Source organism: Streptomyces ruber (assembly GCF_014648075.1).
Lineage (GTDB): Bacteria > Actinomycetota > Actinomycetes > Streptomycetales > Streptomycetaceae > Streptomyces > Streptomyces ruber.
This window is the reverse complement of sequence record NZ_BMQK01000012.1, coordinates 102,701-126,851: the sequence shown is the minus strand read 5'-3', so window position 1 is coordinate 126,851 and position 24,151 is coordinate 102,701. Positions and strand designations below refer to the sequence as shown.

The 24,151-nt window shown below is 72.1% G+C and carries 16 protein-coding genes and 1 pseudogene; 9 read left to right on the top strand and 8 right to left on the bottom strand.

What is annotated here, in order from left to right; all coding sequences use genetic code 11:
* Window positions 1-1,210 precede the first annotated feature (1,210 nt).
* Complete coding sequence (locus IEZ04_RS23525; RefSeq protein WP_189218939.1) at window positions 1,211-1,960, bottom strand: SDR family NAD(P)-dependent oxidoreductase; 750 nt, start codon at window positions 1,958-1,960, stop codon at window positions 1,211-1,213.
* Window positions 1,961-2,359: 399 nt separating this feature from the next.
* Window positions 2,360-2,881 carry a cupin domain-containing protein gene (locus IEZ04_RS23520; protein WP_189218938.1) on the bottom strand — a complete coding sequence of 174 codons (522 nt, stop codon included), beginning with the start codon at window positions 2,879-2,881 and terminating at the stop codon, window positions 2,360-2,362.
* A 296-nt stretch (window positions 2,882-3,177) separates the two neighbouring features.
* On the opposite strand from IEZ04_RS23520, the gene IEZ04_RS23515 reads away from it, so the two are divergent.
* Window positions 3,178-3,864 carry a TetR/AcrR family transcriptional regulator gene (locus IEZ04_RS23515; protein ID WP_189218937.1) on the top strand — a complete coding sequence of 229 codons (687 nt, stop codon included), beginning with the start codon at window positions 3,178-3,180 and terminating at the stop codon, window positions 3,862-3,864.
* A 249-nt stretch (window positions 3,865-4,113) separates the two neighbouring features.
* Here IEZ04_RS23515 and IEZ04_RS23510 read toward each other — a convergent pair.
* Window positions 4,114-4,260 (bottom strand): annotated as a pseudogene (locus IEZ04_RS23510) (transposase); the annotation flags it as partial.
* 26 nt (window positions 4,261-4,286) lie between these two features.
* Window positions 4,287-5,297 carry an NADP-dependent oxidoreductase gene (locus IEZ04_RS23505; protein ID WP_189219017.1) on the bottom strand — a complete coding sequence of 337 codons (1,011 nt, stop codon included), beginning with the start codon at window positions 5,295-5,297 and terminating at the stop codon, window positions 4,287-4,289.
* A gap of 122 nt (window positions 5,298-5,419) precedes the next feature.
* Here IEZ04_RS23505 and IEZ04_RS23500 point away from each other — a divergent pair, with 122 nt between their 5' ends.
* A complete protein-coding gene (locus IEZ04_RS23500) occupies window positions 5,420-6,295 on the top strand; it encodes a LysR family transcriptional regulator (RefSeq protein ID WP_189218936.1) in 876 nt (291 codons plus the stop codon).
* 1,628 nt (window positions 6,296-7,923) lie between these two features.
* On the opposite strand, the gene IEZ04_RS23495 is transcribed toward IEZ04_RS23500, so the two are convergent.
* Window positions 7,924-8,520, bottom strand: a complete 597-nt coding sequence (locus IEZ04_RS23495) for a TetR/AcrR family transcriptional regulator (RefSeq protein ID WP_189218935.1) — start codon at window positions 8,518-8,520, stop codon at window positions 7,924-7,926.
* Between the two features lie 168 nt (window positions 8,521-8,688).
* Between IEZ04_RS23495 and IEZ04_RS23490 the strand changes: the two genes are divergently transcribed.
* Window positions 8,689-9,654, top strand: coding sequence for an alpha/beta hydrolase family protein (locus IEZ04_RS23490; RefSeq protein ID WP_189218934.1), 966 nt, complete (start codon window positions 8,689-8,691; stop codon window positions 9,652-9,654).
* Window positions 9,655-10,057: 403 nt separating this feature from the next.
* Here the strand turns inward: IEZ04_RS23490 and IEZ04_RS23485 are convergent, their stop codons facing one another.
* Complete coding sequence (locus IEZ04_RS23485) at window positions 10,058-10,747, bottom strand: nitroreductase (RefSeq protein ID WP_189218933.1); 690 nt, start codon at window positions 10,745-10,747, stop codon at window positions 10,058-10,060.
* A 101-nt stretch (window positions 10,748-10,848) separates the two neighbouring features.
* Here IEZ04_RS23485 and IEZ04_RS23480 point away from each other — a divergent pair, with 101 nt between their 5' ends.
* From IEZ04_RS23480 to IEZ04_RS35070, 3 genes are all read left to right on the top strand, one after another.
* Complete coding sequence (locus IEZ04_RS23480; protein ID WP_189218932.1) at window positions 10,849-11,460, top strand: TetR/AcrR family transcriptional regulator; 612 nt, start codon at window positions 10,849-10,851, stop codon at window positions 11,458-11,460.
* An 884-nt stretch (window positions 11,461-12,344) separates the two neighbouring features.
* The gene (locus tag IEZ04_RS35075; RefSeq protein WP_373296349.1) at window positions 12,345-12,917 is read left to right on the top strand and encodes an MFS transporter; all 573 of its coding nucleotides are present in this window, start codon (window positions 12,345-12,347) and stop codon (window positions 12,915-12,917) included.
* Entirely contained in the window at window positions 12,917-13,459 is a 543-nt protein-coding gene (locus tag IEZ04_RS35070; RefSeq protein ID WP_229821209.1) for an MFS transporter, read from the top strand. Before IEZ04_RS35075 ends, IEZ04_RS35070 begins: the two co-directional genes overlap by 1 nt.
* 73 nt (window positions 13,460-13,532) lie before the next feature.
* Here IEZ04_RS35070 and IEZ04_RS23465 read toward each other — a convergent pair whose 3' ends face one another.
* The gene (locus IEZ04_RS23465) at window positions 13,533-14,156 is read right to left on the bottom strand and encodes a PAS domain-containing protein (protein ID WP_229821208.1); all 624 of its coding nucleotides are present in this window, start codon (window positions 14,154-14,156) and stop codon (window positions 13,533-13,535) included.
* Window positions 14,157-14,456: 300 nt separating this feature from the next.
* Between IEZ04_RS23465 and IEZ04_RS23460 the strand changes: the two genes are divergently transcribed.
* Window positions 14,457-17,762, top strand: coding sequence for a bifunctional cytochrome P450/NADPH--P450 reductase (locus tag IEZ04_RS23460; protein WP_189218930.1), 3,306 nt, complete (start codon window positions 14,457-14,459; stop codon window positions 17,760-17,762).
* 501 nt (window positions 17,763-18,263) lie between these two features.
* On the opposite strand, the gene IEZ04_RS23455 is transcribed toward IEZ04_RS23460, so the two are convergent.
* Window positions 18,264-19,715 (bottom strand): amidase, encoded by a 1,452-nt coding sequence (locus IEZ04_RS23455; RefSeq protein WP_189218929.1) that lies wholly within the window; start codon window positions 19,713-19,715, stop codon window positions 18,264-18,266.
* A 131-nt stretch (window positions 19,716-19,846) separates the two neighbouring features.
* Here IEZ04_RS23455 and IEZ04_RS23450 point away from each other — a divergent pair, with 131 nt between their 5' ends.
* On the top strand, window positions 19,847-20,461 hold the full coding sequence (locus IEZ04_RS23450) for a TetR/AcrR family transcriptional regulator (protein WP_189218928.1): 615 nt from the start codon (window positions 19,847-19,849) through the stop codon (window positions 20,459-20,461).
* A gap of 918 nt (window positions 20,462-21,379) precedes the next feature.
* Window positions 21,380-24,139, top strand: a complete 2,760-nt coding sequence (locus IEZ04_RS23445) for a helix-turn-helix transcriptional regulator (RefSeq protein ID WP_189218927.1) — start codon at window positions 21,380-21,382, stop codon at window positions 24,137-24,139.
* The last annotated feature ends 12 nt before the right edge of the window (window positions 24,140-24,151 follow it).

Below are 24,151 nucleotides of genomic sequence, written 5' to 3'. Positions count from 1 at the left end.
AGGTTCGGTTTCGGCCTCGTACAGCCAGGCGGCTGGCCGACTGCTCCGCCGTGGGGCCGGTGATAGTTGCAGTGGATGTCTGCGGCACGAGCCTGGCTGGATGGTGAACCCGCTCGGTGAACTTCCCCAGATCGAGCTGTCCGGCCGGCACCGTCAGCACGTAGCCGGCCTCGGTCCACGCCAGCACCTTGGACGGGGCGCGGGCCGGGCGGCCGGGCGGCCGGGCGGCCGGGCGGCCGGGCGGCCGGGCGGCCGGGCTCAAGTATCCGGCGCAGCCCGGCGGCATGCCGCTGCAGCAGGTTCACCGCCCGCCCCGGGACCACGTGGCCCCATACCGCGTCGATCAGCTTCTCCCGTGACGCCGTCGGTCGGCGTGCAGCAGCACCGCGAGCACCACCCGTCGCTGTACTGAACCGACGTCCAGCTCCATCCGTTCCGCCACACCCGCAGCGGACCGAGCACCTCGAAACGCAGTTCAGGGGACGTCGTTTCATCGCGCATCGCCGACTCCCTGCCGGGGGCGGAACCAACCCAGCCTGCACCGGGCCGGCCGGCCCCCGACGACGGACAGCACTTTCCAGCGCCCGCTGCAGGGGGCGCTGCAACCAGTACTGCAGCCTCACTCCGCATCATGAACCCCGGTGCCTCTCACCGGGACCGGCGCGGCACGGGCTGCAGTGGGCTTGTTGAGGCGGCATGCGCAGCAGGTGCTGCTCCGGCGGAGAACAGGGGTCGTCGGAGTACCTGACCAGCGTTTTCTGCGCATCAGACCGGTAGGTGGGGGCGGCACTGATCTATCCGCCTCCCTTCCGCACTGGATGAGCGGATGGGCAACGGGAGGGACGGTGCGGCTGCCGGCTCCGCTGCGGGCCGGGCCATGGGGGTGGTCGCGGTTTCGGACCGGGAGTACATCTGCTGGCGAGGACATGCCGGGAGGCGGTGCAGGGAGGGGAGCCGCCTGCTGCACTGTTCGCCGCGCGACGGGAAGGCGGCCGGTTGGGGCCGAGCCGAGGATTGACGTCGTGGTGATGGGGTCGAAGGCACCGGCGGAGCTGCCTGTGGGCTGGCGCGGGGAGCTGTCGGGCAGGATGCCGGAGGCCGTGGTTCGGGATGCTGCTGGGGCGGTTCGAGCGGCCTGCACCGAGCCGGCGCAGGCCGCTCAAGCGGTTTGGTTGAGCAGCCGGTGTGGCTGCGGGTGCCTGTCGGTCTGTTACTGCGGGAGGCCTTGGTAATTGGCCTGGCCGGCGCTCTGACCGCCGTCGCCGGCCACTTCGCTGCCGGTGACGAACCGGGAGTCGTCGCTGGCGAAGAACAGGACGATGCGGGCGATGTCGTCCGGTTGGCCGACTCGTCCGAGGGCGATGTCGCTGGTATCGAACACGACGCCCTCGGTCATGGGGGTGTCGGTCTGGCCGGGGTGCACCGCGTTCACTCGGATCCCGTGCACGCCCAGTTCCAGAGCAGCGGTTCTGGTCAGTCCGCGAACGCCCCATTTGGAGACGACGTAGCCGGACATTCTCGGTACTCCCTGCAGGGCGCCTACCGAGCCGATGTTGATGATGGAGCCGCCGCCGGCCCGCTTCATCGCCGGGACGACGGCCTGGATGCCGTTGAAGACGCCGATCAGGTTCACGTCCAGGGTGCGCTGCAGCCGTGTGGTGTCCCACTCCTCCAGGGGAGCTGGATCGGCGATGCCCGCATTGTTGACGAGGATGTCCACGGCCCCGAAGCGTTCCTCGGCGCGCCGGACGACGTCGGCCCATTCCTGCTCCGATCGTACGTCGAGCCGTTCGACTGCGGCGGCCCTTCCGAGGTCCTTGGCGAGGACCTGTGCGGCCTCGACGTTCACGTCCGCGACGACCACGTTGGCGCCCTCGGCGGCGAGCCGGCGGACCGTTGCGGCCCCCATGCCCATCGCGCCGCCCGTGACCACCGCTGTCTTTCCTTCCACTCGCCCCATCGCGAGCTCCCTTCCCGCCTGAAACGTAGGTCCGGGACGAATGACTCGTCGTCCCTCTTCCGGCCTGCTCGTGGTCCGGTTCCGTCGTCGTGGTCGGTGCCGCGGCTCGGGGACTCCCGGGCCATGCGCCCCTTCTCCGTCTGCTCGGCCGGCCTCGGTGAGACGGTCCGGAACGGCGTCGACCAGCGCCGCCCGCACGGGGTGTCGTCGGCGGCCAGGGCAGCCAGGAGAGCGGAGGCGGTCTTCACGGGGTCGCCCGGCTGCCAGCCGTTGACGTCCTCCACGTGGGCGCGCAACCCACCCACGGTGCCCTCGTGCTCGGCGTCATACGTGCCATTTCGATCGGTGAACACCAAGCCCACCGGGGATAGACGCCAAGCACAGGGAGAGAGGAGCGGCCTAGTCCCAGTCGCCCGCCGGGAGCAGCACCATGTTGTGGGCGCCCAGGATGTCCACCAACTCGTTCAACTTCTCGTCCGGCCAGGGCTCGGGGCGGCGGCCCTCGGCGTCGCCGTACTCGAGGAAGAACTTCTCCGGACCGGCGGGCGTGTAGAAGACGAGAAGCCGGGACGGCTCCGGGCTGATGTTCTTGAAGGCGTGGCGCGTGCCCTTGGGTACGTAGATGAAGTCTCCGGTCCGGGCAGAGATTCTCTCGCTGCCGTTGAGGAATTCGAACTCTCCGGAGACCACGTAGAAGGCTTCGTCTTCCTTCGTGTGGATGTGCGGGACGTTGCCGTGATCGGGCTCGATGAGGCCGTCCATGAAGGCGAGGGCGCCATCGGTCTGTTCGCCGGTCACCTTGACCGCGAACCTCTCGTGACCGGTGAGCCGTACGACACCTTCGTCCCTGCGCACGAGGAAGCCACGGGCCGATGTCCAGACCGGGTCGTCCCTGTCGGGGAGCGGCAGTTCGAAAGTCATGCTGTGACTCCTACCCGTGTGGTCCGCCGTTCGGTGTGTTGTGGGTCGGTTCGCGCTGCACCGAAGGTGGAAGCCGTCAGGCGCCCCAGGGCCGTCGTGTCCCGCGATCGCGGAGCTTTGTCGCGGCTGCGACGGCATCGGCCTGCGCTTGCCCAGCCCACCGGTTCGGCGACCCGATCCGTTCGTTGACTGTAAGTCATTGAACGGCAATCAACAAGGGGCCGGCGTGCGACCGGCGGCGGACACTCGCCTAACCTGGTGGAGGTTCGACACCGGCAGGTGAGGAAGGTCCAGACGTGCCTCGATCCATCACGGGCAAGCCGCCGACCAAACGGCAAGTGGCTGCCGAGCAGACACGTCAGAAGCTGCTCCGTGCCGCGCTCGAGAACTTCTCCCGGCGGCCTTACGCAGCAGTGACCGTCGGCGACATCGCCCGGTCGGCCGGGGTCGCTCACGGACTCCTGTCGCATCACTTCAACGGCAAGGAGAACCTCTACGCGGAGGTGGTGCGCGAGATCAGCCGTCGGCTTCGCGCAGCGACGAACATCACCGCCGACGGATCGACCAGCGCACGCCTGCGCAGGCACTTCACCGCACATCTGAACTTCCTCGCCGACCACGAGGATGCCGCCTTGAACATCATCCTGCGCGGGGGCGAAGCCACTGACCTCGCATGGGAGACCTTCGAAGCGGTCCGGCACGAGGGAACTCGAAGCATCTGCGCGTTGCTCGACCTCGACATCGACGAACCCGGGCTCCGACTGGCCATGCAGGGATACGCCGCCGCCTGTGACGAGATGGCCCGCCAGTGGCTGAAAGACGGCCGCCCTCTACCGGTCGAAGCACTCGTCGATGGCTTCATGGCTTTCCTGGCAGGCGCAATCCGGGCTGCCTACGGCCTTGCGCCTGCACCCGCCCTGCGCCAGGCGCTCGAGGAACTCGACCATGCGGCCCCCCACCGGCGGGACACGCTGCAGGCTTGAACGTGTGAGTGGCAGAGGCGACAGAGCGGCCGGCATGGTCCGCAGCTGATCGACGTCGAGCCGCCTGCCCGGTCACCGGCCGGTACAGCCAGGCGGAGCCGACGTTCTTCACCCGGGCCGCTCCCGGACCCGCGTGGACTCGCCCCAGAAGTCGGCCTGCCGAACCACGTGCCCCGCGCACCGATCGTTCCGAAGGGTGTTGCAACAGGCCGCGATCGCCGGGCCGGGGCGGTGTACGCCGGTGTGCGGTCAGGGCGCGAGGGCGAGGTCGTGCAGGCGGGCGACGGCCTGGACGGCGTGGTGGAGGCCGTCGCCGCGCCGCCGGCGGTCACGGAGGATGCTGTAGTTCTTCATCCGGGAGAAGGTGTGCTCGACGCGGGTGCGGACCTTGCGGTGCCGACGCGGCACACCGGTCCAACGGATCACTGGCGGGAATCCGGGACCACCGTCAGCACGATCTTGCCTTGGAGGTGGCCCTGCGCGGCTCGCGTGTGTGCGCTGCCCGCCTCGGACAGCGGGTAGGTGCTGTCCACCCCGACCTGGAGCTTGCCCTCATCGAACAGGCGCCCGATCTCGGCGAGCTGGGGGCCGCTGGAACGGACTTGAATGTTCGAGACCGTGACGCCCAGACGCGCCGTCTCTTCCGGGTCGTACTGGGCGAAGAACACCGGAAGCATGGTGCCGCCGCGCTTGAGCACGGTCAGGAAGCGTGAGCCGTCCGGGCCACCGGCCGAGTCGATCACCAGGTCGACACCGCTGACCACGTCCGTGACCTGCGTCCTGGTGTAGTCGATGAACTCATCGGCGCCGAGCTTGCGCAGGAACTGCTCGTGCCGGCCAGAAGCCACCGCGATGACGTGTGCCCCCTTCCACTTCGCCAGCTGCACCGCGAAGTGACCCACGCCACCGGCGGCCCCGTTGACCAGCACGGTCATCCCCGGTGTGATCGGCGTCGGCTGGTGCACCTGGCCGGTGAAAGGAGACGGCACGTCGTGGCCGAGATCAATCAGGTACTGCCAGGCCGTGAGCACGGCCATCGGCGCCCCGGCCGCCTGCACGTGATCGATACCGGCCGGCTTGTGAGCCAGGTCCGAAGCCGGCGCGGCCACGTACTCGGCGTACGTCCGGCCGTCGAACCCGGGGAACCGCAGCATGCCGAAGACCTCGTCACCGACGGCGAACCCCGGCACGTCCGGAGCGACCGCCTGGACCACGCCCGACATGTCCGTTCCAGGGATCAGGGGGAACTCCAGCTCCGGCCTCATCTCGGCCGGCATGACCTTCATCCCCTCACGCAGGTACCAGTCCGGCGGGTTGATGCCCGCCGCGTGCACCCGGACGAGCACCTCACCCGGGCCGATCTCGGGGACCGGCACCTCGTCGTACTGCAGAACCTCCGGCCCGCCCGCTTCGTGGAACTGGATCGCCTTCATCACGCCTGTCACTTCCTCGGGGAAACGTTGCTCCCTCAGTCAAGGCCCAGAACGGTACGGCCGTCCAAGACCGGTTCGGCAACCCGGTCATGCCGAAACGGCATGACGCGTACGCTGGAGAGGTGAACGATCTCGGACAGGACCTGGAACTGCGGCTGGTGCGCTACTTCACCGTGGTGGCGGCGCACCAGCACTTCGGCCGGGCCGCCGCCGACTTGCACGTGGCCCAGCCGGCGCTGAGCCGCCAGATCCAACGGCTCGAGAAATACCTCGGCACACGACTGCTGGACCGCACACCCCAGGGCACCCGGCTCACCCCGGCCGGCCAGACGTTCCTCCCCCGGGCCCAAGCCCTGCTGCAGGCCGCCCGCCAGGCCGAGCTGGCCGTGCGTGAACAGGCCCGGACCGAACGAATCGCCATCGGCTACGTCGAGGACCTGGTGATCACTGACGCCGTACGGGAACTACGCCGCCGTTACCCGGAGGCGGAGATCGCCACCCGGCATCTGAGCTGCCGCGACGTCGGGGCGCTGTCCGACAAGCGCGTCGACGCCCTGATCGTCCGGGCCCCGCTGCCGCTCGCCGCCGACGACGTGTTCACCACCCCGCTGTACGAGGAGCCCCGGATGCTCGTCGTCCCGCGCGGCCATCCCTTGGCCGACCGCGCGTCGGTGACCGCGGAAGAACTGGCCGGTGAAGAGGCGGCGCCGTGCGCGTTCGAGACCACGGACTGGACTTCCTACCGGATCCTCGGAGCCGGCGTGCCGCCGATCGAAAGCTACGAGGACAAGCTCGAACTCGTCGCGAGTGGCGAGGCGATCGCCGTGCTGCCGGTCGGCGACCGGCGTAGCTCACTGCGTCCCGACCTCGTCACCGTCCCGATCGAGGGCGCTCCCCCCAGCCAGGTCGTCCTCGTCAGCCGCAAGGGCGACCCGAATCCGATGATCGGGCACCTCCGGCTGGCGGCCAAGACTGTCCTGACCGCCCCGGCAGCCTGACCGGAACCAGCCGACCCGCTCGGCGCCGAACTTCACCGAACGGTGCTCACGCGCACCGTGATCGTCGCGCATCTGCCGGTGGCTCTGTTCACGTCGTCAGGGTTACGGACTCGCTCGTGGTCGCGGCCAGTCGACGGCGTCGGACTGTCGGTGAGTCGCCGCCCCGTTCGGTTCCACTGGAAACCGAGGGAACGGAGCGGGCGGGCTGGCACGCCGACGGCAGGTGCGGTCCGGGGGAGCATCCGTTGCCGGCCGCTACGGGCCCCGCCCAGGCCTGCACCACCCGGACACACCTCACCAACCACCCCGACCACCCCAACCATCCCCTCCCGCACCAGGCATTGGCTCCCCTACAGCTCACTCCTATAGCTCACTGACTGACACATCTATGGGCACCACACACGAGCCTGGGACCCCCACAGCAACGCCCCGCACATCGTCGCCGGCCACGGTTTCGGCCGCGACTTCCTCGGCTTCTTCGCGACCGTGTCCGCGCGGGACAGAGCCTGCGGCGCGGCCGCCCTCAGTCACTCCCCCGTTCCCATCGAGGAGACAACCGCCCACCCGTTCCTCCCGGCACCCCGGCCCTGGACATGCTCACCGACGTCCCCGTCGGCGCGGTTGCTGGCGGTGGACGGAGAGCGCGCCGGCCAGTGCTCCGTCGGGGTGGTGACGGGCGGGAATCCCAGCCGGCCCAATGGACCGCAACCACCGCTGCCGGCTCATCAGCCTCGCCAACGCCACCGGACACCTCACCACCAGCCCATAACCCCCGACAGCGGTGCACGGAACCTGGGGCCGGCGGCGCAGCAAGGAGGAGAGTGACAGCCGCCGCCCGGTGACCGGGGACGCACGGCGGCCGCCGTGCGCGAGGCCCGGTTTCGCCTCCTCGCGTGAGCGCCTCACGGCGATCGGGCGCCGGACATGCGAGAGGCCCCGTCTCCGCGGACTGCGGAGACGGGGCCTCTCGGACGGAGCGCCGGGCAGGCCTTGCACCTGCATTTCCCCGCAGGAAGCGGGGCGTCTTTCCTTGGACCACCAACGCCGGGACGACGTGGCCGAGTTCGGCCACGCGCCTGAGATCAACTATAGCGCAGTCGTACCGTGCCCGAATACGTGTGGCGGGGTGGACGGGCCGCGCTGACCAGCCGTAAGACCGGCTTCGCCGGGCCGTGGTCGGTGGCTGCCGGGGTGGATGGCACGCTGGCCAGGATGCTGGACACCCGCACCCCCATGGACACAGCATCCGACGCGCCCGACGCCGGTTCCAGCCGGCCCGAACGGCTGGTGGGCCAGGTGATGGCCGGCCCGGGCGGGGCCAGGACCGACGAGGTCGGCAGTCATCACCGGCGACCTCACCATCGCCACCACCCTCCACCCCGACGGCCGGGCCGGCGTCACCGTCCAGTACACGGGCGCCGACGAGTGGTACACGCGCACCGGAGCCACAGTGCAGGTTCACGACGGTGAGCAGCGCTCTGACGCCGTCGTGTTCGATGTTCATGAGCTGTGGCAGCGCCGGCTCAGGGGCGCGCTGTCGCCTGTCGGCATCTGCCGGCTGTTGAGAGGCGGCCGCTCAGGTCGCGTGGATGCGCGGAGGGGTCAGGTCGCGATGCCGCTCGCCGGCGTCAGTGGGCGTGAGGTCGCTGAAGCCCTTGCAGGAGGAGGGCGATCAGGCGTCGGGGGTCGTAGTGAGGGTCGTTGTCGCGTCCGATGCAGAGGTTGCCGATGCCGCGCATCAGCTCGTAGGGCTGCGTGCCGGGCTTGATGTCGCCGGCCTCGACCGCGGCGTCGAGCAGCTGGGCGCAGACGGGCTGCAGGCGGTCGAGGAAGTAGGCGTGCAGCGCGGCGAAGCGGTCGTTGTCGGAGTGCAGGGCGTCGGCGAGTCCGTGCTTGGTGACGAGGAAGTCGACGAAGAGGTCGATCCACTGGCGCAGTGCGTCGAACGGGGAGCCGGCACTGGCCAGCAGGCTCGGGCCGGCTTCGGCGCATGCCTCGATCTGGTGGCGGTAGACGGCGGTGACGAGATCCGCCCGGGTCGGGAAGTGGCGGTAGATCGTGGCCATCCCGACGCCCGCCCGGGCCGCGATCTGGCGGATCGGCGCGTCGACGCCGGAGGTGACGAACACCTCGGCGGCGGCGGTGAGCACCGTCTGCCGGTTGCGCTGGGCGTCGGCCCGCTTGCCTCGGGACGGCGACTTATCTGCGGGGCTGCCGGTGGCCATCACGTACTCCTTCCACACCGATTGACAAAGCGGAGCAGCGCTCCGGATACTAAGTGGAGCAGCGTTCCGTTTCAGCTTAGCCGAAACGGGACGCCCCTGTCCGCCATGCCCGCCGCCGGTCGCAGGAGACCGGCGGACGGCAGGTGCCACCGAAAGGGAACCCACATCGTGAGCACATCCACCGTCACCGGCGCCGACACCTGGGGCGAGCCCGCCCCGGTCCTGTCCTTCAGCCCCGTGGTCCTCTCCGTGCCCGGACGTCCCGTGGACCTCCAGCTGCGCGTCTCCGCACCCGCGACCGGGACCAACCTCCCCGTCATCCTCCTCTCCCACGGCGGTGGCCCCTCGAACAACCTCTCCTCGCTCAACGGCTACGCGCCGCTCGCCAACTACTGGGCCGCCCACGGTTTCGTCGTCGTCCAGCCCACCCACCTCACCTCCAGGACACTGAGCCACCTGGTCGCCGACGCACCCGGCGCTCCCGACTTCTGGCGCTCCCGGGCCGAGGACATGAGCCACATCCTCGACCGGCTCGACATGATCGAGCGCACCGTGCCGCAGCTCGCGGGACGGATCGACCACACCGAGGTCGCCGTCGCCGGACACTCGCTCGGCGGCTTCACCGCCGCCCTCCTGCTGGGCGCCGGGATCACCGACCCGGACACCGGGAACGTGGTGCACCTCGTCGAGCCCCGGATCAAGGCCGGCGTCCTGCTCGCCGCGCCCGGCAGGGGCGGCGACGGCTTCAACGGGCCCATGGCCGAGCAGTGGCCGGTCATCGGCGCCGTCGACTTCTCCACCATGACCGCACCCGCGCTGGTCGTCGCCGGCGACAAGGACGACTCCCGGCACTTCACGGACAGGGGACCGGACTGGCACGCCGACCCCTACACCCTCGCCCCCGGCCCCAAGACCCTGCTCACCCTGTTCGACGCGGAGCACGGGCTCGGCGGGATCGCCGGATACGACGCCGCCGAGACCACCGACGAGAACCCCGGGCGAGTCGCCGCCCTCGCCCGGCTCACCGCGGCCTACCTCCGCACCCGGCTCCACCCCGGCGACAACGCCTGGCAGACCGCGTGCGAGACACTGACGGCCGGCCCCGACCCGGTCGGACGGCTCGAAACCAAGTAAGCCCTCCCTCAGCCATGTCCCCATCGGGCGGCCCGCGGCATCGGGTGCGGGAGGTCAGCCGGCAGGCTGTTACTCGACGACGGTGTCCGGGCAGCCGGCCGCCACGGTGTGAGGTGCCTCGGCACCGGGGCCCTCAGCCGTGATCGGCTGCCGCGGCACTGCCCGGACTCCCGTACCGTTCGAATCGCAGCCGCCGCGGAAGCTGCTCAGACCGGTCAAGAACCGCTGCCGGTACTCGAAACTGGCACGCATTCCAGGTGGTCGGCCCACCGCCGCCCGCGGACCGGATCAGCCGGCATGACCGGCTCGATCCGGTCCCACATCGCATCAGTGCTCACTGAGCGGACTGCACATCCGATCCACCGACCGACATCAACCGACCGGCCCATCGAAGAGACACGTTTCAGCCGTGGAAGGTCGTGACCGCTTCGAGCGCAGCCCGCTCGGGCGTGACGTGGTTCACCGGCGCTGTCTCGTCGGCGTAGCCGAAGGAGACGCCCACGAGCAGTTGGCCCCCGGTGACTCCGAGTTCGGCGCGGACCGTGTCGGCATAGAAGCTCAGCAGCCCCTGCGGACAACTTGCCACGCCGTAAGCGGTCATGGCCAGGAGCAGGGTCTGCATGTAAGCGCCGACGTCAGCGGCCAGCCGGGCCCCGCCGTCCCCGGTGACGAAGAGGAACGCGGCGTGCGGCGCGCCGTAGAAGCGCAGGCTTTCCGCGTCGTAAGCCGCCCGTGCCTCGTGATCGTCAGGACCGATGCCCAGTGCTCCGTACAGTTGGGCACCGAACGCCGCCCGGCGCGCCTGGTGCACCTGTGAGTACATGTCCTCGGAGTACGGGAAGTCGGCCGAGAGGCGCTTTTCGGCGTGGGCCGCCTGCAGGGCGTTGGCCAGGCGTTCTCGTGGCGCGCCGCTCACCACTTCCACCCGCCAGGGCTGCGCGTTGGAGTTGGACGGTGCGGCGCCGGCCAGGGAGAAGATCGCACGCATCACGTCCTCGGGCACCGCTTCCGGGCGGAACGCACGGGTCGCGTGACGGCCACGTATCAGCTTCTCCGCACCGCCGCTCAGCTCGGTGGGGACCAACGGGTTCATCAAGCACTCCTCGACAACCATCGATGTAAACGACTGCGTTTACATGAGCGGACGGTAGCAGATCTTCCCTCTCGAAGTAAACGCAGTCGTATACTCGATGCGTGAGTGCGACGACTACGGCATCCCGAGGACGAGGGCGTGGCGGACGGGAGCGCATCCTGGCCGCCGCCGCCCGGCTGTTCGCGACCCAGGGGATCAACGCGACCGGTATGGAGCAGGTCGCGGAGGAAGCTCCGGTGTCCAAGCGCACGCTCTACGCGCATTTCCGGACCAAGAGCGACCTGGTGATCGCCCACCTCCAGGACCTCGTCGCGTCGGGGGCCACTCTGGAGAGCGCCCTGACCCGCGAGGACATCTCCCCGCGGGAGCGGATCCTCGGGTTGTTCGACCGGCCCGTGCCGGACGCGGCCCCGGTACGCGGGTGCCCGTTCATCGATGCCGCGGCGGAGTTCCCCGCCCCGGAGAGCGCGGTGCACGCCTACGCCCGCGAGCAGAAACTGCAGATGGTACGGCTGGTCACCGCACTGGTGACGGAGCTGGGCTGCCGCGAACCCGCCGCACTCGCCGAACAACTGGTCACCCTCGCGGACGGGGCGGCCAGTCGAGCCATGGTGCTGGGCGACGCGGACTACGGCCGGCACGCACGGACGGCAGCGGAGACCCTCCTCTCGCACGCCCTGCCGAAACATGGTACGGAGCCCGACCGGCCGTGACGAGGTCACAGGGTCAGGCAACAGTTACTGCCGGGCGGGACGGATCAGAGGGGTCCTCGGGCTCACCGCGCGAGGAGGCCGGGTGCGGAAGCGACGGGGGATGTGCCCGCCGGGGCCGGGGCGGCGCCGGGGGCCCGGTCCTGCGCGCCGCCCTGCCGGCCGTCTGTATCCGGTGCCGATCCCGCGGTGGCGCTGCGCGTGCCGTCGTCCTCTGGTAGGAGGTGTCCGCGGATTCGTGAGGCCAGGGGCGGGAGCAGGAGGGAGCCGGCGGTGGCCGCCGCGGCGGTGCCCAGGGCCGTGGCCCAGCCGGCGGGGCCGAGGGGGGTGCGGCCGAAGAACTGGCTAATGGCGGACACCCTGCTCGCCGACCGGCGTTCACCGGCCGACGCAACACGCCCACTCCCTGACCCTCGAATACCGGGACCTGTCCCGAGTGGTGGACGCCCCTGGTACCGGCCCCGGCAGAGGCCGGACGGGAGACATCTTCCACGGGTGCGGTTCCTTCGGGGACGGCCTGACCGGCACGGCGCTCCGGAGCCGCAGCCGGGAGTTGTTCCTTCCGGCCGGTGCGGGCCGCCTCGTGTCCGCCCTCGTCGGCCGCACTGCCGATCGTGAGCGTGACCGACGCGAGAACCTACGGCACCGGCCCGGGGATCATTCACCCTGTGCGATCGCCTTGCCGAAGCCCCGGCTCACCCCTCCCCCTCCGAGGAAGCCGAACCCATCGGGACCTGCGGAAGATGCGCCAGGACTTCATGCGTGCGGCGCCGCGCTCGACCGGTGCCCGAGCCGCGGCCCAGGGCCCGGTTGACGGTCTCGCGACGTCGGCGCAGGACCTGTGGTGGCTGAACGCCGCCCGGGTACTCCAGGGCTGCGGAGCCGCAGTGATCATGGTGAACGGCATTCCGCTGGTCTCGGACCGCTACACCGGTGAGGAGCGCAACCTCGCCATCGGCGCCTGGGGATCGTTCGCGACCGCGGCCGGGCTCCTCGCCCCGACTCTCGGCGGAGTGCTGATCGACGCCTTCGGGTGGCGTGCGGTGTTCGCGATCAACCTCCCGCTCGGCGCAGCGGCCTGGGCGCTGGCCGCCCGCGTGCTGCCGCCCGCCTCCCCCGCACCCTCTCCGACCGGGCGGCCGGACTGGCCCGGAAGCCTGCTGCTCATGCTCGGCCTCGGTACGGCGACCCTGCTCGTGCTCCGCCCCGGCGACACACCATGGGCAGGCCAGGACACCGTCGCACTGCTCACTGCCTGCCTGGCGCTGGCTGCCTTCCTGGTCCTCCAGTTCCGCGTGCCGATGCCGACACTGGACCTACGGATGTTCACCCGGCCCGCGTTCAGCGGCGCGATGCTGGCCGTCCTCCTCTCCCGCGTCCTGGCCATCGGCGGCTCGGCCTACCTGGTGCTGTACCTGTCGGACGGCCTGGGCCTGAACCGACCGCGGGGGGACTGCTGATGACGCCGGTCTTCCTCGCACAGATCGCCACCGGCATGGTCGGCTCCAAGCTGCTCAGTCACTGGGCCCCCGGCCTGGTGATCGGCTCCGGCTACTTGCTCAAGGGCATCGGCTTCGCAGCCCTGGCCCTGTTCATCACACCCGGCACACCGTGGTGGGCGCTGCTCGGGCCGCTGCTGGCCTGGGGAGCCGGTGGCGGAATCGCCGGCGCCCCCGTGATGGCCGTGGCGGTCCAGGTCACCGGACCCGAGCGGGTCGGCATGGTCGCCGGGACCGTCTCCACCCTCGCCTCCCTCGGCGCCGGCGTCGGCACTGGCCGGCGGCGAAGTGGCGGCGTGATTCAACCCAGTTCAGTGGCACTGGACGCGATCTTCACCCTTCACGGCGGCGCCGGTACAGGCAGTCAGGCAGTCGTGGACGGCACCCGGGCCGTCCTCACGGTCTCCGCCGCGCTCGCGTCCATCGCAGTGCTCACCACACTCGTCCTCATCCATCCGCGCCGCGTCCCTCGCCCCGACCGAAGCCAGGCGTCCGCCCGGTGACCGTGGATCTCGCCCGCTACCGCGCCCGCCTCTACGCCAAGGGCCTGGCACCCGCGGTCGAACGCTCCGCCGTCTACTCCCCGTCCTCCCCCGCGACCGCCGGGGCCGGCGGCCAGGTGCCCGGCGCGAGCACTCCGAGGGCGTAGGCACGGGCGACCAGTTCGGTGCGGTTGGCCGCACCCCAGCGGGCGGACAGGCGCCGCAGATGGTAGGTCACGCCGTCCGTGGTCAGGCCGGTCGTGCGGGCGGCCTGTGCGGTGGTGGCACCCCCGGCCAGCAGGGCGAGGATGCGGGCCTGGACCGGCGCCACGCGGACGGGCGGCTCGGCGCAGGGCGTCCGCTCGCCCAGCACCCGCAGCATCACCAGCAGCGTGGGCGTGGCGTCCACGGAGTCGCTGACCGGGTCCGCCGTCAGCTCCCCGTGCCGTTCCGCGCCACCGGGCCCCCGCCAGCGCACCGCCACCTGGTACCGCGACCGGTGCCGCAGCCGCAGCGCCTGCGCGATCCGCGCCACCTGGCCGGCCTCGCGCGGGCTGAACAGGTCCAGTACGTCCCGGCCGCGCAGCCGCCCGGGCGTCGTCGCGCACTCCGCCGCCATCGCGGGGTTGGCGAGCAGCACCGCGCCGTGCACGTCGCAGACGGCCACGGGCACCGCCACCCGGTCCAAGAGGGTCAGGGCGCGGTTGCGCCACACCACGGCCTCCGCCCGGGCCGCCTCCGCCCGGGCCGATTCCGGCCGATCCGATGACGGACGATCCGATGACGGACGATCCGGTGACGGACGATCCGATTCCGGACGATCCGATTCCGGACGATCCGATTCCGGCCGATCCGGCTGCATCAGCGCCTCCCGCCTGCCACGGCGGGCCGGCCGGGGGCAAGGGCGACACGCCTGTACTTCCTACACAATCATGTAGTGCCGTGGCGCGGACCGGCGGGTCCCGTCGACCACGCTGGGTGGCAGTACGTCCGTACCGCGAAAGGCAGTTGTCGCGCCATGCCCCCCACCGCACCCGCTTCCCCGTCCGCCGGCGCCCGTCCCGGCGTCCCCGTCGTCGACATCTCCGCCACCGGACCCGGCCCGGCCCCGATCCAGCAGGCCATGGGCCTGATGCGGGAGCACGGCCCGGTGCTGGTGCGGCGGCTGCACGGGCGGGACACCCTGTTCGTCGCCGACCTGGACCTGGTGACCGAACTCGCCGACGACCGGCGGTTCGCCAAGCACATCGGGCCCGCCCTGGAGAACGTCCGCGCGTTCGCCGCCGACGGACTGTTCACCGCGTACAACGACGAGCCCAACTGGGCGAAGGCGCACGACGTCCTCCTGCCCGCCTTCGCGCTCGGCTCGATGCGCACCTACCACCCGGTGATGCTGAAGGTCGCCCGGCGGCTCGTCGAGGCATGGGACCGCGCCGCCCGCTCCGGGCGGCCGGTGGACGTGCCCGAGGACATGACCCGGATGACCCTGGACACCATCGGGCTGGCCGGTTTCGGCTACGACTTCGGCTCCTTCACCCGCGACGAGCCCCACCCCTTCGTCGCCTCGATGGTGCGCTGCCTGGAGTGGAGCATGACCCGCCTGGCCCGTGTCCCGGGCCAGGACCACTCGGCGGCCGACGCGGCCTTCCGCGGCGACGCCGACCATCTCGCGCAGGTCGTCGACGAGGTCATCGCCGCCCGCACCGCCGGACTCGGCACCGGCGGTGCGGGCGGCGATGACCTGCTCGGCCTGATGCTCACCGCCCGCCACCCGGCCGACGGCACCACCCTCGACGCCGCCAACATCCGCAACCAGGTCATCACCTTCCTGATCGCGGGCCACGAGACGACCTCCGGCGCCATGTCCTTCGCCCTGTACTACCTGGCCAAGCACCCGACCGCGCTCCGGCTCGTGCAGCGGGAGGTGGACGCGCTGTGGGGCGACGCGGCCGACCCGGAGCCGACGTACGAGGACGTCGGCAGGCTGGCCTTCACCCGTCAGGTCCTCAACGAGGCGCTCCGGCTGTGGCCGACGGCCGCCGCGTTCAGCCGGCACGCGCTGGAGGACACCGTGCTCGGCGGCCGGATCCCGCTGCGGGCCGGGCAGGGCGTCACCGTGCTCACCCCGATGCTGCACCGGCAGCCCGTCTGGGGCGACAACCCCGAACTGTTCGACCCCGCCCGGTTCACGCGGGAGGCGGAGGCGGCCCGGCCGGTGCACGCCTTCAAGCCGTTCGGCACCGGGGAACGCGCCTGCATCGGACGGCAGTTCGCGCTGCACGAGGCGACCATGCTGCTGGCGATGCTGGTCCACCGCTACCGGCTGCACGACCACGCCGGCTACCGGCTCACGGTGAAGGAGACCCTCACCCTGAAGCCCGACGGCTTCACGCTGACGCTCACCCCGCGCACCGCCGCCGACCGGGCCCACCCGCCGCTGCCGGGTGCCCGCCCCACCCACGGCACCGGGGAACACGGCACCGGGGAACACGGCACCAGGGAACACGGCACCAGGAAACACGGCACCAGGAAACACGGCACCAGGAAACACGGCACCGGGGAACACGGCTCCGGAGAGACGTCCGCCCCCGCCGCCCTGCCCGCCCGGGTCCGCCCCGGCACCGGCGTCCTCCTCCTGCACGGCAGCAACTACGGCACCTGCCGCGAGTTCGCCGCCCAGCTCGCCGACGAGGCCGCCGCGCTCGGCTGCGAGACGCAGGTGGCGCCCCTGGACGCCTACGCCCAGGGCCTGCCCGCCGACCGGCCCGTGGTGATCACGGCCGCGTCCTACAACGGCCGCCCCACCGACGACGCCACCGCCTTCGCCGCCTGGCTGGAGGGCACCCCCGACCTGACGGACGTCACCTACGCCGTCCTCGGCGTCGGCGACCGCAACTGGGCCGCCACCTATCAGCACGTCCCCACCCGCATCGACGACCGCCTCGCCGCCCTCGGCGCCACCCGGCTCCTGGACCGCGCCGCCGCCGACGCCTCCGGCGACCTGACCGGCACCGTCCGCGACTTCACCGTCCGGCTGCGCACCGCCCTCCTGGAGCGGTACGGCGACCCCGAGGCCGACCCCGGCACGAACTCCGGCGCCCCGGAGCCCACGGCGGCGTACGAGGTCCGCACCCTGGCCGGCGGCCCGCTGGACGCCCTCGCCGAGCGCCACGGACTGGTGCCCATGACGGTCACCGAGGCCCACGACCTCACCGCCCCCGGGCACCCGCGCCGCAAGCGCTTCGTACGCGTCGCCCTGCCGGAGGGCGTCACCTACCGCACCGCCGACCACCTCACCGTGCTGCCCGCCAACGACCCGGACCTCACGGAGCGCGCGGCCGCCGCGTTCGGCGTCGACCCCGACGCCGTCCTCGACATCCGTCCGGCCCGTCCTCGCCGCGACGGACTGGCGGTGGACCGGCCCCTGACCGTGCGGCAGCTCCTCACGCACCACGTCGAACTCCAGGAGCGTCCCGGCGCCGGCCGGCTGGCCGCCCTGGCCGCCGCCAACCCCTGCCCGCCCGAGCGCGCGGCCCTCACCGCCCTGCCCGGCGACGATCCGCGCACGCTGGTGGAGCTGTTCGAGGATCACCCCGCCCTGCGCGGCGCCCTGGACTGGCCCCGGCTGCTGGACCTGCTCACGCCGCTGCGGCCCCGGCACTACTCCGTCTCCTCCTCCCCCGCCACCGACCCCGGCCACGCCGACCTGATGGTCTCCGTGCTCGAGGCCCCGGCCCGCTCCGGCAGGGGCACCTACCGGGGCACCGGTTCCGGCCACCTCGCCGCCGTCCGGCCCGGTGACACGGTGTACGCCCGCGTCCAGCCGTGCCGCGACGCCTTCCGCATCGACAGCACGACGCCCGTCGTCATGGTCGCGGCGGGCACCGGCCTGGCCCCGTTCCGCGGCGCGGTCGCCGACCGGGTGGCGGCACTCGCCACGGGCGCCGACCTTCCGCCCGCCCTCCTCTACTTCGGCTGCGACGCGCCGGACGCCGACTTCCTGCACGCCGTGGAACTGCGCGCCGCAGAGGCCGCGGGTGCCGTCTCCCTCCGCCCGGCCTTCAGCGCATCCCCGCAGGGCGAGGTGCGCTTCGTGCAGCACCGCATCGCCGCCGAGGCCGACGAGGTGTGGGACCTGCTCGCAGCGGGAGCCCGGGTGTACGTCTGCGGTGACGGTGCCCGGATGGCGCCGGGCGTGCGGGAGGCGTTCCGTACCCTCTACCGCAAGCACGCCTCGGGCGTCGGCGAGCAGGACGCCGAACGGTGGCTCGACGCGCTGGTCGCGGCCGGACGCTATGTCGAGGACGTGTACGCGGCCGGCTGACCGCAAGGAGGACCGGGCCACGGCGCGCCAGGCCCGTCCTGCCGTTCCGGTGCGGGCCCGCACCGGCCGTTCCCGTGAGTCGACGTGGTTCTCTCCTGCCAGGTGCGCAACGCGATGTCGCGGCATCGGGGGCGGGGCCGGGGGCGGGGACGGTGCGCAGCCGAGCGGCTTGCCCCCTGCCGCTCGGCACACCGCACGGACCACTGCCACGCAGGACGCGGTTCCAGTGGCTGCCCGGTGCGGGGCGTCGGTACCGGTCCGCCGGCCACGGACGGCCCCGGGCAGAGCCGGTGAGACCCACAGCGGGCGGCCCATGGGGCCCATGGGATCGGCCAGGGCCTGGCGTTCATCCCGTGCCGCTCGTGTTCGGCGAAGGACTCGATGAGCCGGTCAGCCTCCCCGTAGGCTCTCCGGAGCGCCGCTCGGAACCCCGGACCTCTCACGTTCCCGGGCTGGTTGCCGGGGGGAGCGGGCAGTGCCGCCCACTGCCCGGAGCCTTCCTCAGTGGTCCGTGCGCTGCCCTGCCCACACCGGTGGAATGCGGCCCGACCACGGGCTCGCCTGTTCGAGTTGGCCGGCGAGGCGGAAGAGGCGGCTCTCGAAGCCGTATCCGGCGGCGAACTGCATACCGACCGGGAGCCCCGTTTCGGTGTCGGCCGTCACCGGCACGGACATGGCGGGTGTGCCCGCCGTGTTGAACGGCATGGTGAACGGCGAGCGGTCGAAGACGCGGTCGATCCAGCCGAGGCCGTCCAGCGTCCGCGCGCTCTCGGCATCGGTACCCAGGGGCGTGGGAAGCTCCGGCACGGTCGGGGTGAGCAGTATGTCGTGGGTGTCGAAGTACTGTGCCAGGCTGCGAGCGACCCGGTTGCGGATCGTGAGAGCGGTGACGAACTGGGCGCCGCTGACCCGCTGCCCGTAGTCATAGCCGGCGAGGGTCGCCGGTTCGAGGGTGGCGGAGTCGACGGGCCGGTCGAAGGCGGTGGCCAGTTCGTCGACCGAGGCCGCGAGGTTCGCCGTGAACAGGCGGGCGTTGGCCAGCACGAACTCCTCCCAAGGAGCCCCGAGGCCGACCTCGGCCTCCTCCACCTGGTGGCCGAGCGAGTCGAGCAGACGCACGGTGCGGGAGAGGGCGTCGGCCACCGGTGTGGCGGTGCGGCGTCCGCCCCATGCCTGGGTGAGGACACCGATCCGCAGCGAGCCCGGATGGCGGGTGACTTCCTCCGCGTACGGCCGGGACGGCTGCTGGGCGAAGTAGGGGTCACCCGGTTCCGGACCGCGGATCCGGTCGAGCAGTGCCGCACTGTCGCGTACCGTGCGGCTGACGCTGCCGTGCACGGCCAGGCCGCTGAAGAGCTCGTCGTGGCCGGGGCCCATGGAGACCCGGCCACGGGTGGGCTTCAACCCGAACAGGCCGTTGTAGGCGGCGGGGACACGGAGCGAGCCGGCCGCATCGGTGCCGTGTGCGATCGGGACCACTCCGGCGGCGACGGCCGCGCCCGCTCCCCCGCTGGATCCGCCCGCGCTCCGCTCGAGGTTCCACGGGTTGCGGGTCGCGCCGTACAGCACCGGTTCCGTCGTGATGCTGTAAGCCATCTCCGACGTTGCAGTACGCCCGAACGTCACCAGGCCGGCGCGACGGAAACGCCGCATCAGGAAGGAGTCGGCGCGCGCGACGTTGCCCGCCGCGAGGCGGCTGCCCAGCTCCGTGCGCCGCCCGGCCATGGAGACTCCGATGTCCTTGATCAGGAAAGGGACTCCGGCCAGCGGTGTGCTGCCGGGGTTGGGCTCGTCGTCGGCCGGCCAGGTCTCCACGATGGCGTTGATCCGCGGATTGACCGCCTGCGTGGCCTCGAGTGCGGCTGCTTGCAGTTCGGCGGGGGTCACCTCCCCCTTGGCCACCAGCTCCGCGAGCCCCACCGCGTCGTGGTTCACGTACTCGGTAACTCTCACTCTCACTCCCAGCGGAAAGGAAGATACTTGCCAGTCCCTTACGATACCGATCGGTATCGCATGGAGCGGAATGGTATCGTAGAGGTGATGAGGCGAGGGCCGACCACCCGACCGGACGTCACGGAGCAGTCATGGCATCGACCGTCAGAAGGCCGAGCAGGGTGGCGAAACTGCCGCCTCGCGAGCGCATCCTCGACGCGGCGGAAGAGCTCTTCCAGAGCGAGGGGATCCTGCGGGTGGGCGTCCAGGCGATCGCCGAGAGGGCCGAGACCACCAAAATGGCGATCTACCGGCACTTCGGAACCAAGGACGAGCTGGTCGCGGAGTGGATGCGGATCGTCGCCGCCGACTACCAGGCGGCCTTCGACCGGGTCCAGACGGAATACCCCGGTCGGCCCAGGGAGCAGATCCTGGGCCTGGCCCGCTTCATCGCCGAGGGATTGCCGGCCATCTCGCACCGGGGCTGCCCGTTCATCAACTCACTCGCCGAACTGCCCGACCGCTCCCATCCCGCACGGCAAGTGATCGAGAAGCACAAGGCCCACCAGACCCGCAGACTGGTCGGCATGTGCACCGAGGCCGGGCTGCCCGACCCCGAGCAGGCCGCGGCCGAGATCACCTTCGTACTCGAAGGCGCGCAGGTCAGCACACAGAACGGAAGCATCGATCAGGCGGGGGATCGTCTGATGAGAATCATCGAGGGGATCGTGGATCGGCACCGCTCCCCCTCAGCGCATCCCGGGTGACCACCTTCGACTGACAGCCCGTGGTCCCGGTACGGCCCGACACCGTGCTGCGTGCTGGAGGTCGCCGTCGGCCCTTTCGCGGATTGCCGACGGTCCGTGTGGACGAGCCGGAACAGCAGGCGGGACGAGCGTCAGGGTCACCGACCCACGTATAGCCTCACCGGTACTCAGGCGGAAAGGGGCCGTGCCACCCTGAGTACCCGGGCGTACAGCCGCCGCGGAGCGACGGTGTCCCTGTGGACGAAGCCGGTGGCGAGCACGCTGCTTGCCCGGGCTCCGAGAAAGGCGGCCCACTCCTGATGTGCCGGCCGACGGTGCGGCGCGGAGCCCGACTGGAGCGGAGAAGGCGTCGGACAGTCCTGGCGCTGACCCCGTGCCCGAGGCGGCGCGGCACGCCGGGCCCGGGGCGAGCGCCCCACCGGTGGTTCTCCCAGCCCAGCCGGATGGTCAGGGCACGTGACCCGCGAGGACCGGTGGACGGCCCGGGAGGGCGGCTGGGCCGGGTTCTGCTCGATCACGCGTCTGCGCCGGGGAGCAGGGCGCGGGGGACGACCGGGTGCTCGCAGGGTGTCCGGCAGGCGGGCGAGCGCGGCCGGTGGCGTCCGGACGGCAGCCCGGCCTCGGAGCGGCGACCCGCTGTCCCGCCCGCACCGCCGGGAGTCCACGGCCCGGTCCGCGCGAGCTGTGGTGGATCACGGGCATCACCAGCCCGTGCGCCCGGCCGCACCTGCGCCCGGATCGTTGTCACGGCATGGCTGTCGGCGGGTATGCGGGCGGGTGCACCAGGCGCGCTTTCCGGTCACGTCGAGTTGTGCACTGATCACACAGAGGCCGAGGACAACTACAGTGATGCGCCCCGCACGTCCGGTTGACCACGGGCGTACGGCAGGTCATGGAAGAAGGGGGAGTTCGACCTCGATGGGTGGTATCGGCCGGGCACGTGAGAGAGCACAGCTTCGGACCGTCATCGACAGAGCGCGCGAAAGACGTGGTCCGGCGAGCGTGATCGTCAGAGGGGAGCCCGGGATCGGCAAGTCGGCACTGCTCGAGGTATTCGCCGGACTCGCCGCCGACGCCGGGTTCCGGGTGGCCTTCGGTCCGGGTCCGGGACAGGACCTGCCCGGCCGTCCGCTCGCCGTGGCGGGTCACATCGTCGGCCGGCTCACGGCGCAACCCGGGGAACCTGCACAGGCCGCCGCACCGCACGGCCATGACGCCCCGTCCGGTGACCTCGTCCAGGAACTCGTCGACGCGGTGCGCCGGAGCGCCGGCGGATCACCGGTCGCCCTCTGCCTGGACGGCGTCGCGCACCTCGACCCGTGGTCGGCGCGCTGGCTCGCGGCGCTGTCCGAGGCCGCTTCCGGCGTGCCGCTGGCGATCGCGCTGACCGGCGGCGACTTCGCCGTCCCCGACGAGCCGGCGCCGGCCGCGGAACTCGCCGCGAGGGCCGAGCGCATCGATCTGACGGGGCTCGATCCGGCGCAGCTGGGCGCGTTGGCGGCGGCGCGCTGCGACGTGACGCTCGACGAACCGGCCGCCGCCGTCTGCCACGAACTGACCGGCGGCAACCCCGGTCTGCTGCTCGCCCTCCTCGCCGCTCACACCGGCACCGCGCCCACGGTGGGGGCCCTGCGCGACACCGCCGCGTCGGCGGTCCTCCCCGGTACGGAACGCTGGCTGGCCGGCCTCGGCGGACCGGCGCTCGGGCTGGCGAGGGCGGTGGCCGTACTGGGCCCGGACGCGGAGATCACCCAGTGCGCAGACCTCGCGGGCCTGTCCGTACGGGAGACGCTGCCCTTGGTCGACGAGCTGGTCGACCGCTCCCTGCTCGCCAACCGCACGCCGCTTTCCTTCCGTCACCCCCTGCTGGCCCTGATGGTCATCGGCCGGATACCGGCCGGTACCCGGGCCGCCCTGCACCTGAAGGCCGCCGAGATTCTACGTGACGGACACTTCGAAGTCATCCGGGTCGGCGAGCAGTTGGTCGCCGCGGGTCCGCTCGGTGCGACGTGGGCGCTCCGGCCACTGCAGATCGCGGCGGACCGGCTCGAGCGGGAAGGCAGGTACGAGGAGGCCGCCCGGCATCTGCGCGGGATGCTGCGGCAGCGGCTGCGGCCACGCGTCCGGTCGGCGGTCCAGCGCCGGCTCGCCGAGCTGAACGGGTTCGCCGCCCCGGAGCCCACCGCGCGGCGCCTGGACGCCGCCCGGTACGAGGCCGACAACCCCGGCATCGCCACCGACTACGCCGTGGCCCTGGGCACCCTGCTGACCGAGTGCGGGCGGCCCGAGGACGCGGTGGCCGTGCTCGAGGACACCGCCGAGCGGCTGGCGCCCACCGCGTCGGCGCAGCGCTGGCGGCTCCGGCTGCACACGGCGTTCACCCGCTCGACGGGGCCGGCCGCGCCGGCCGGTGCCGCCGAGCCGTTGGACGCGCTGGCCGCACAGGCTCCGCCGGACGAGGAGGCCCAGCGGGAACTGGCCGCCCTGCGCGCGGTCCACGCGGTGCACGACGGCGGGGACAGGGACGCGGCCGTGCGGGACGCGCGCCGGGCGCTGAGCGGCGGCGGTGCCCCGGCCCGCCTCCTGCGGCACGCCTGCGGCGTACTGGTCCACGCCGACGAACTGGCCGAGGCGTGGCGGTACTGCGGCCGGGTCCTCCCGCTCGGCCGGACCGAGCCGGGGAAGTGGGAGGACGTCACCGCCGGCCTGCTGCGTGCCGTCGTCCTGCGTACCCGCGGCAGTCTCACCGAGGCCGACGCCGCCCTGACCCCCATGGTCGACGTGCTGCGTCCGGCGGCCTCGTCCGGCCACCTGTCGGCCGTGCTCGCCGTGGCCGCCCTGGTCGAGATCCGGGCGCAGACGGGCGACACGGACGCCGCGCTCGCCCTCCTCACCGACTGCGGGCTGGACGACGAACTGCCGCCGCGGCAGGACACCGTGGCCGTCCTGGCCGCACGGGCCACGCTGTGGGAGCGGGGCGGTGACCCGGCTCGCGCCCTGGAGGACCTCTTCGCCGCGGGACGGCTGCTGACCGACGCCCGGATCCGCAACCCGGCGGTGCTGCCCTGGCGCTCCCGTGCCGCCCGGCTGCTCGTCCAGCGCGGGGACGTCGTCGAGGCGTCCGGGCTCGCTGCCGCCGAAGAGGGGGACGCCCGCCGGTGGGGGACGCCGCGCGCCGTCGGCACGGCCCAGCACGCGCTCGCCCTGACCGAGTCGGACGACCGGCGCGTCCGCCGTCTCGCCGCGGCCGTGGAGACCCTGGCGCACTCACCGGACCGGCTGCAACTGGCCCTGGCGCGCTGCGACCTGGGCGCCGCGCTGAGCGAGGCCGACCGGGCGGACGCGGCCCGCACCGAGTTCGCCGCGGCGCTCTCCCTGGCCAGGTCCTGCGGAGCCCAGCCGCTCGTGCACCGGGTCCTGGCGGCCCGGGACCGGGCTCACACCACGGGCGAGGACGAACACGTACCGCCGGCCCTGACGGCGCTGACCCCGCAGGAGCAACGGGTGCTGGGCCTGGCCCGGGCCGGGCACACGAACCGGGCCATAGCCAGGAAGCTGTTCGTCACCGTACGGACCGTGGAGTTCCATCTCTCCGGGGCCTACCGCAAGCTCGGCATCTCGGGACGCCAGGAGCTCGCCGACGTCATCCCCGCGCCGCTGGACGCACGCTCGGGGTAGGGGGAACGGCGG

What these genes read in the sequence shown, in the direction of transcription:
- IEZ04_RS23525 (WP_189218939.1), bottom strand. Translation starts at nt 1,960, where the DNA reads ATGGGGCGAGTGGAAGGAAAGACAGCGGTGGTCACGGGCGGCGCGATG.
- IEZ04_RS23520 (WP_189218938.1), bottom strand. Translation starts at nt 2,881, where the DNA reads ATGACTTTCGAACTGCCGCTCCCCGACAGGGACGACCCGGTCTGGACA.
- IEZ04_RS23505 (WP_189219017.1), bottom strand. Translation starts at nt 5,297, where the DNA reads ATGAAGGCGATCCAGTTCCACGAAGCGGGCGGGCCGGAGGTTCTGCAG.
- IEZ04_RS23495 (WP_189218935.1), bottom strand. Translation starts at nt 8,520, where the DNA reads ATGGCCACCGGCAGCCCCGCAGATAAGTCGCCGTCCCGAGGCAAGCGG.
- IEZ04_RS23485 (WP_189218933.1), bottom strand. Translation starts at nt 10,747, where the DNA reads ATGAACCCGTTGGTCCCCACCGAGCTGAGCGGCGGTGCGGAGAAGCTG.
- IEZ04_RS35070 (WP_229821209.1), top strand. Translation starts at nt 12,917, where the DNA reads ATGACGCCGGTCTTCCTCGCACAGATCGCCACCGGCATGGTCGGCTCC.
- IEZ04_RS23460 (WP_189218930.1), top strand. Translation starts at nt 14,457, where the DNA reads ATGCCCCCCACCGCACCCGCTTCCCCGTCCGCCGGCGCCCGTCCCGGC.
- IEZ04_RS23450 (WP_189218928.1), top strand. Translation starts at nt 19,847, where the DNA reads ATGGCATCGACCGTCAGAAGGCCGAGCAGGGTGGCGAAACTGCCGCCT.
- IEZ04_RS23445 (WP_189218927.1), top strand. Translation starts at nt 21,380, where the DNA reads ATGGGTGGTATCGGCCGGGCACGTGAGAGAGCACAGCTTCGGACCGTC.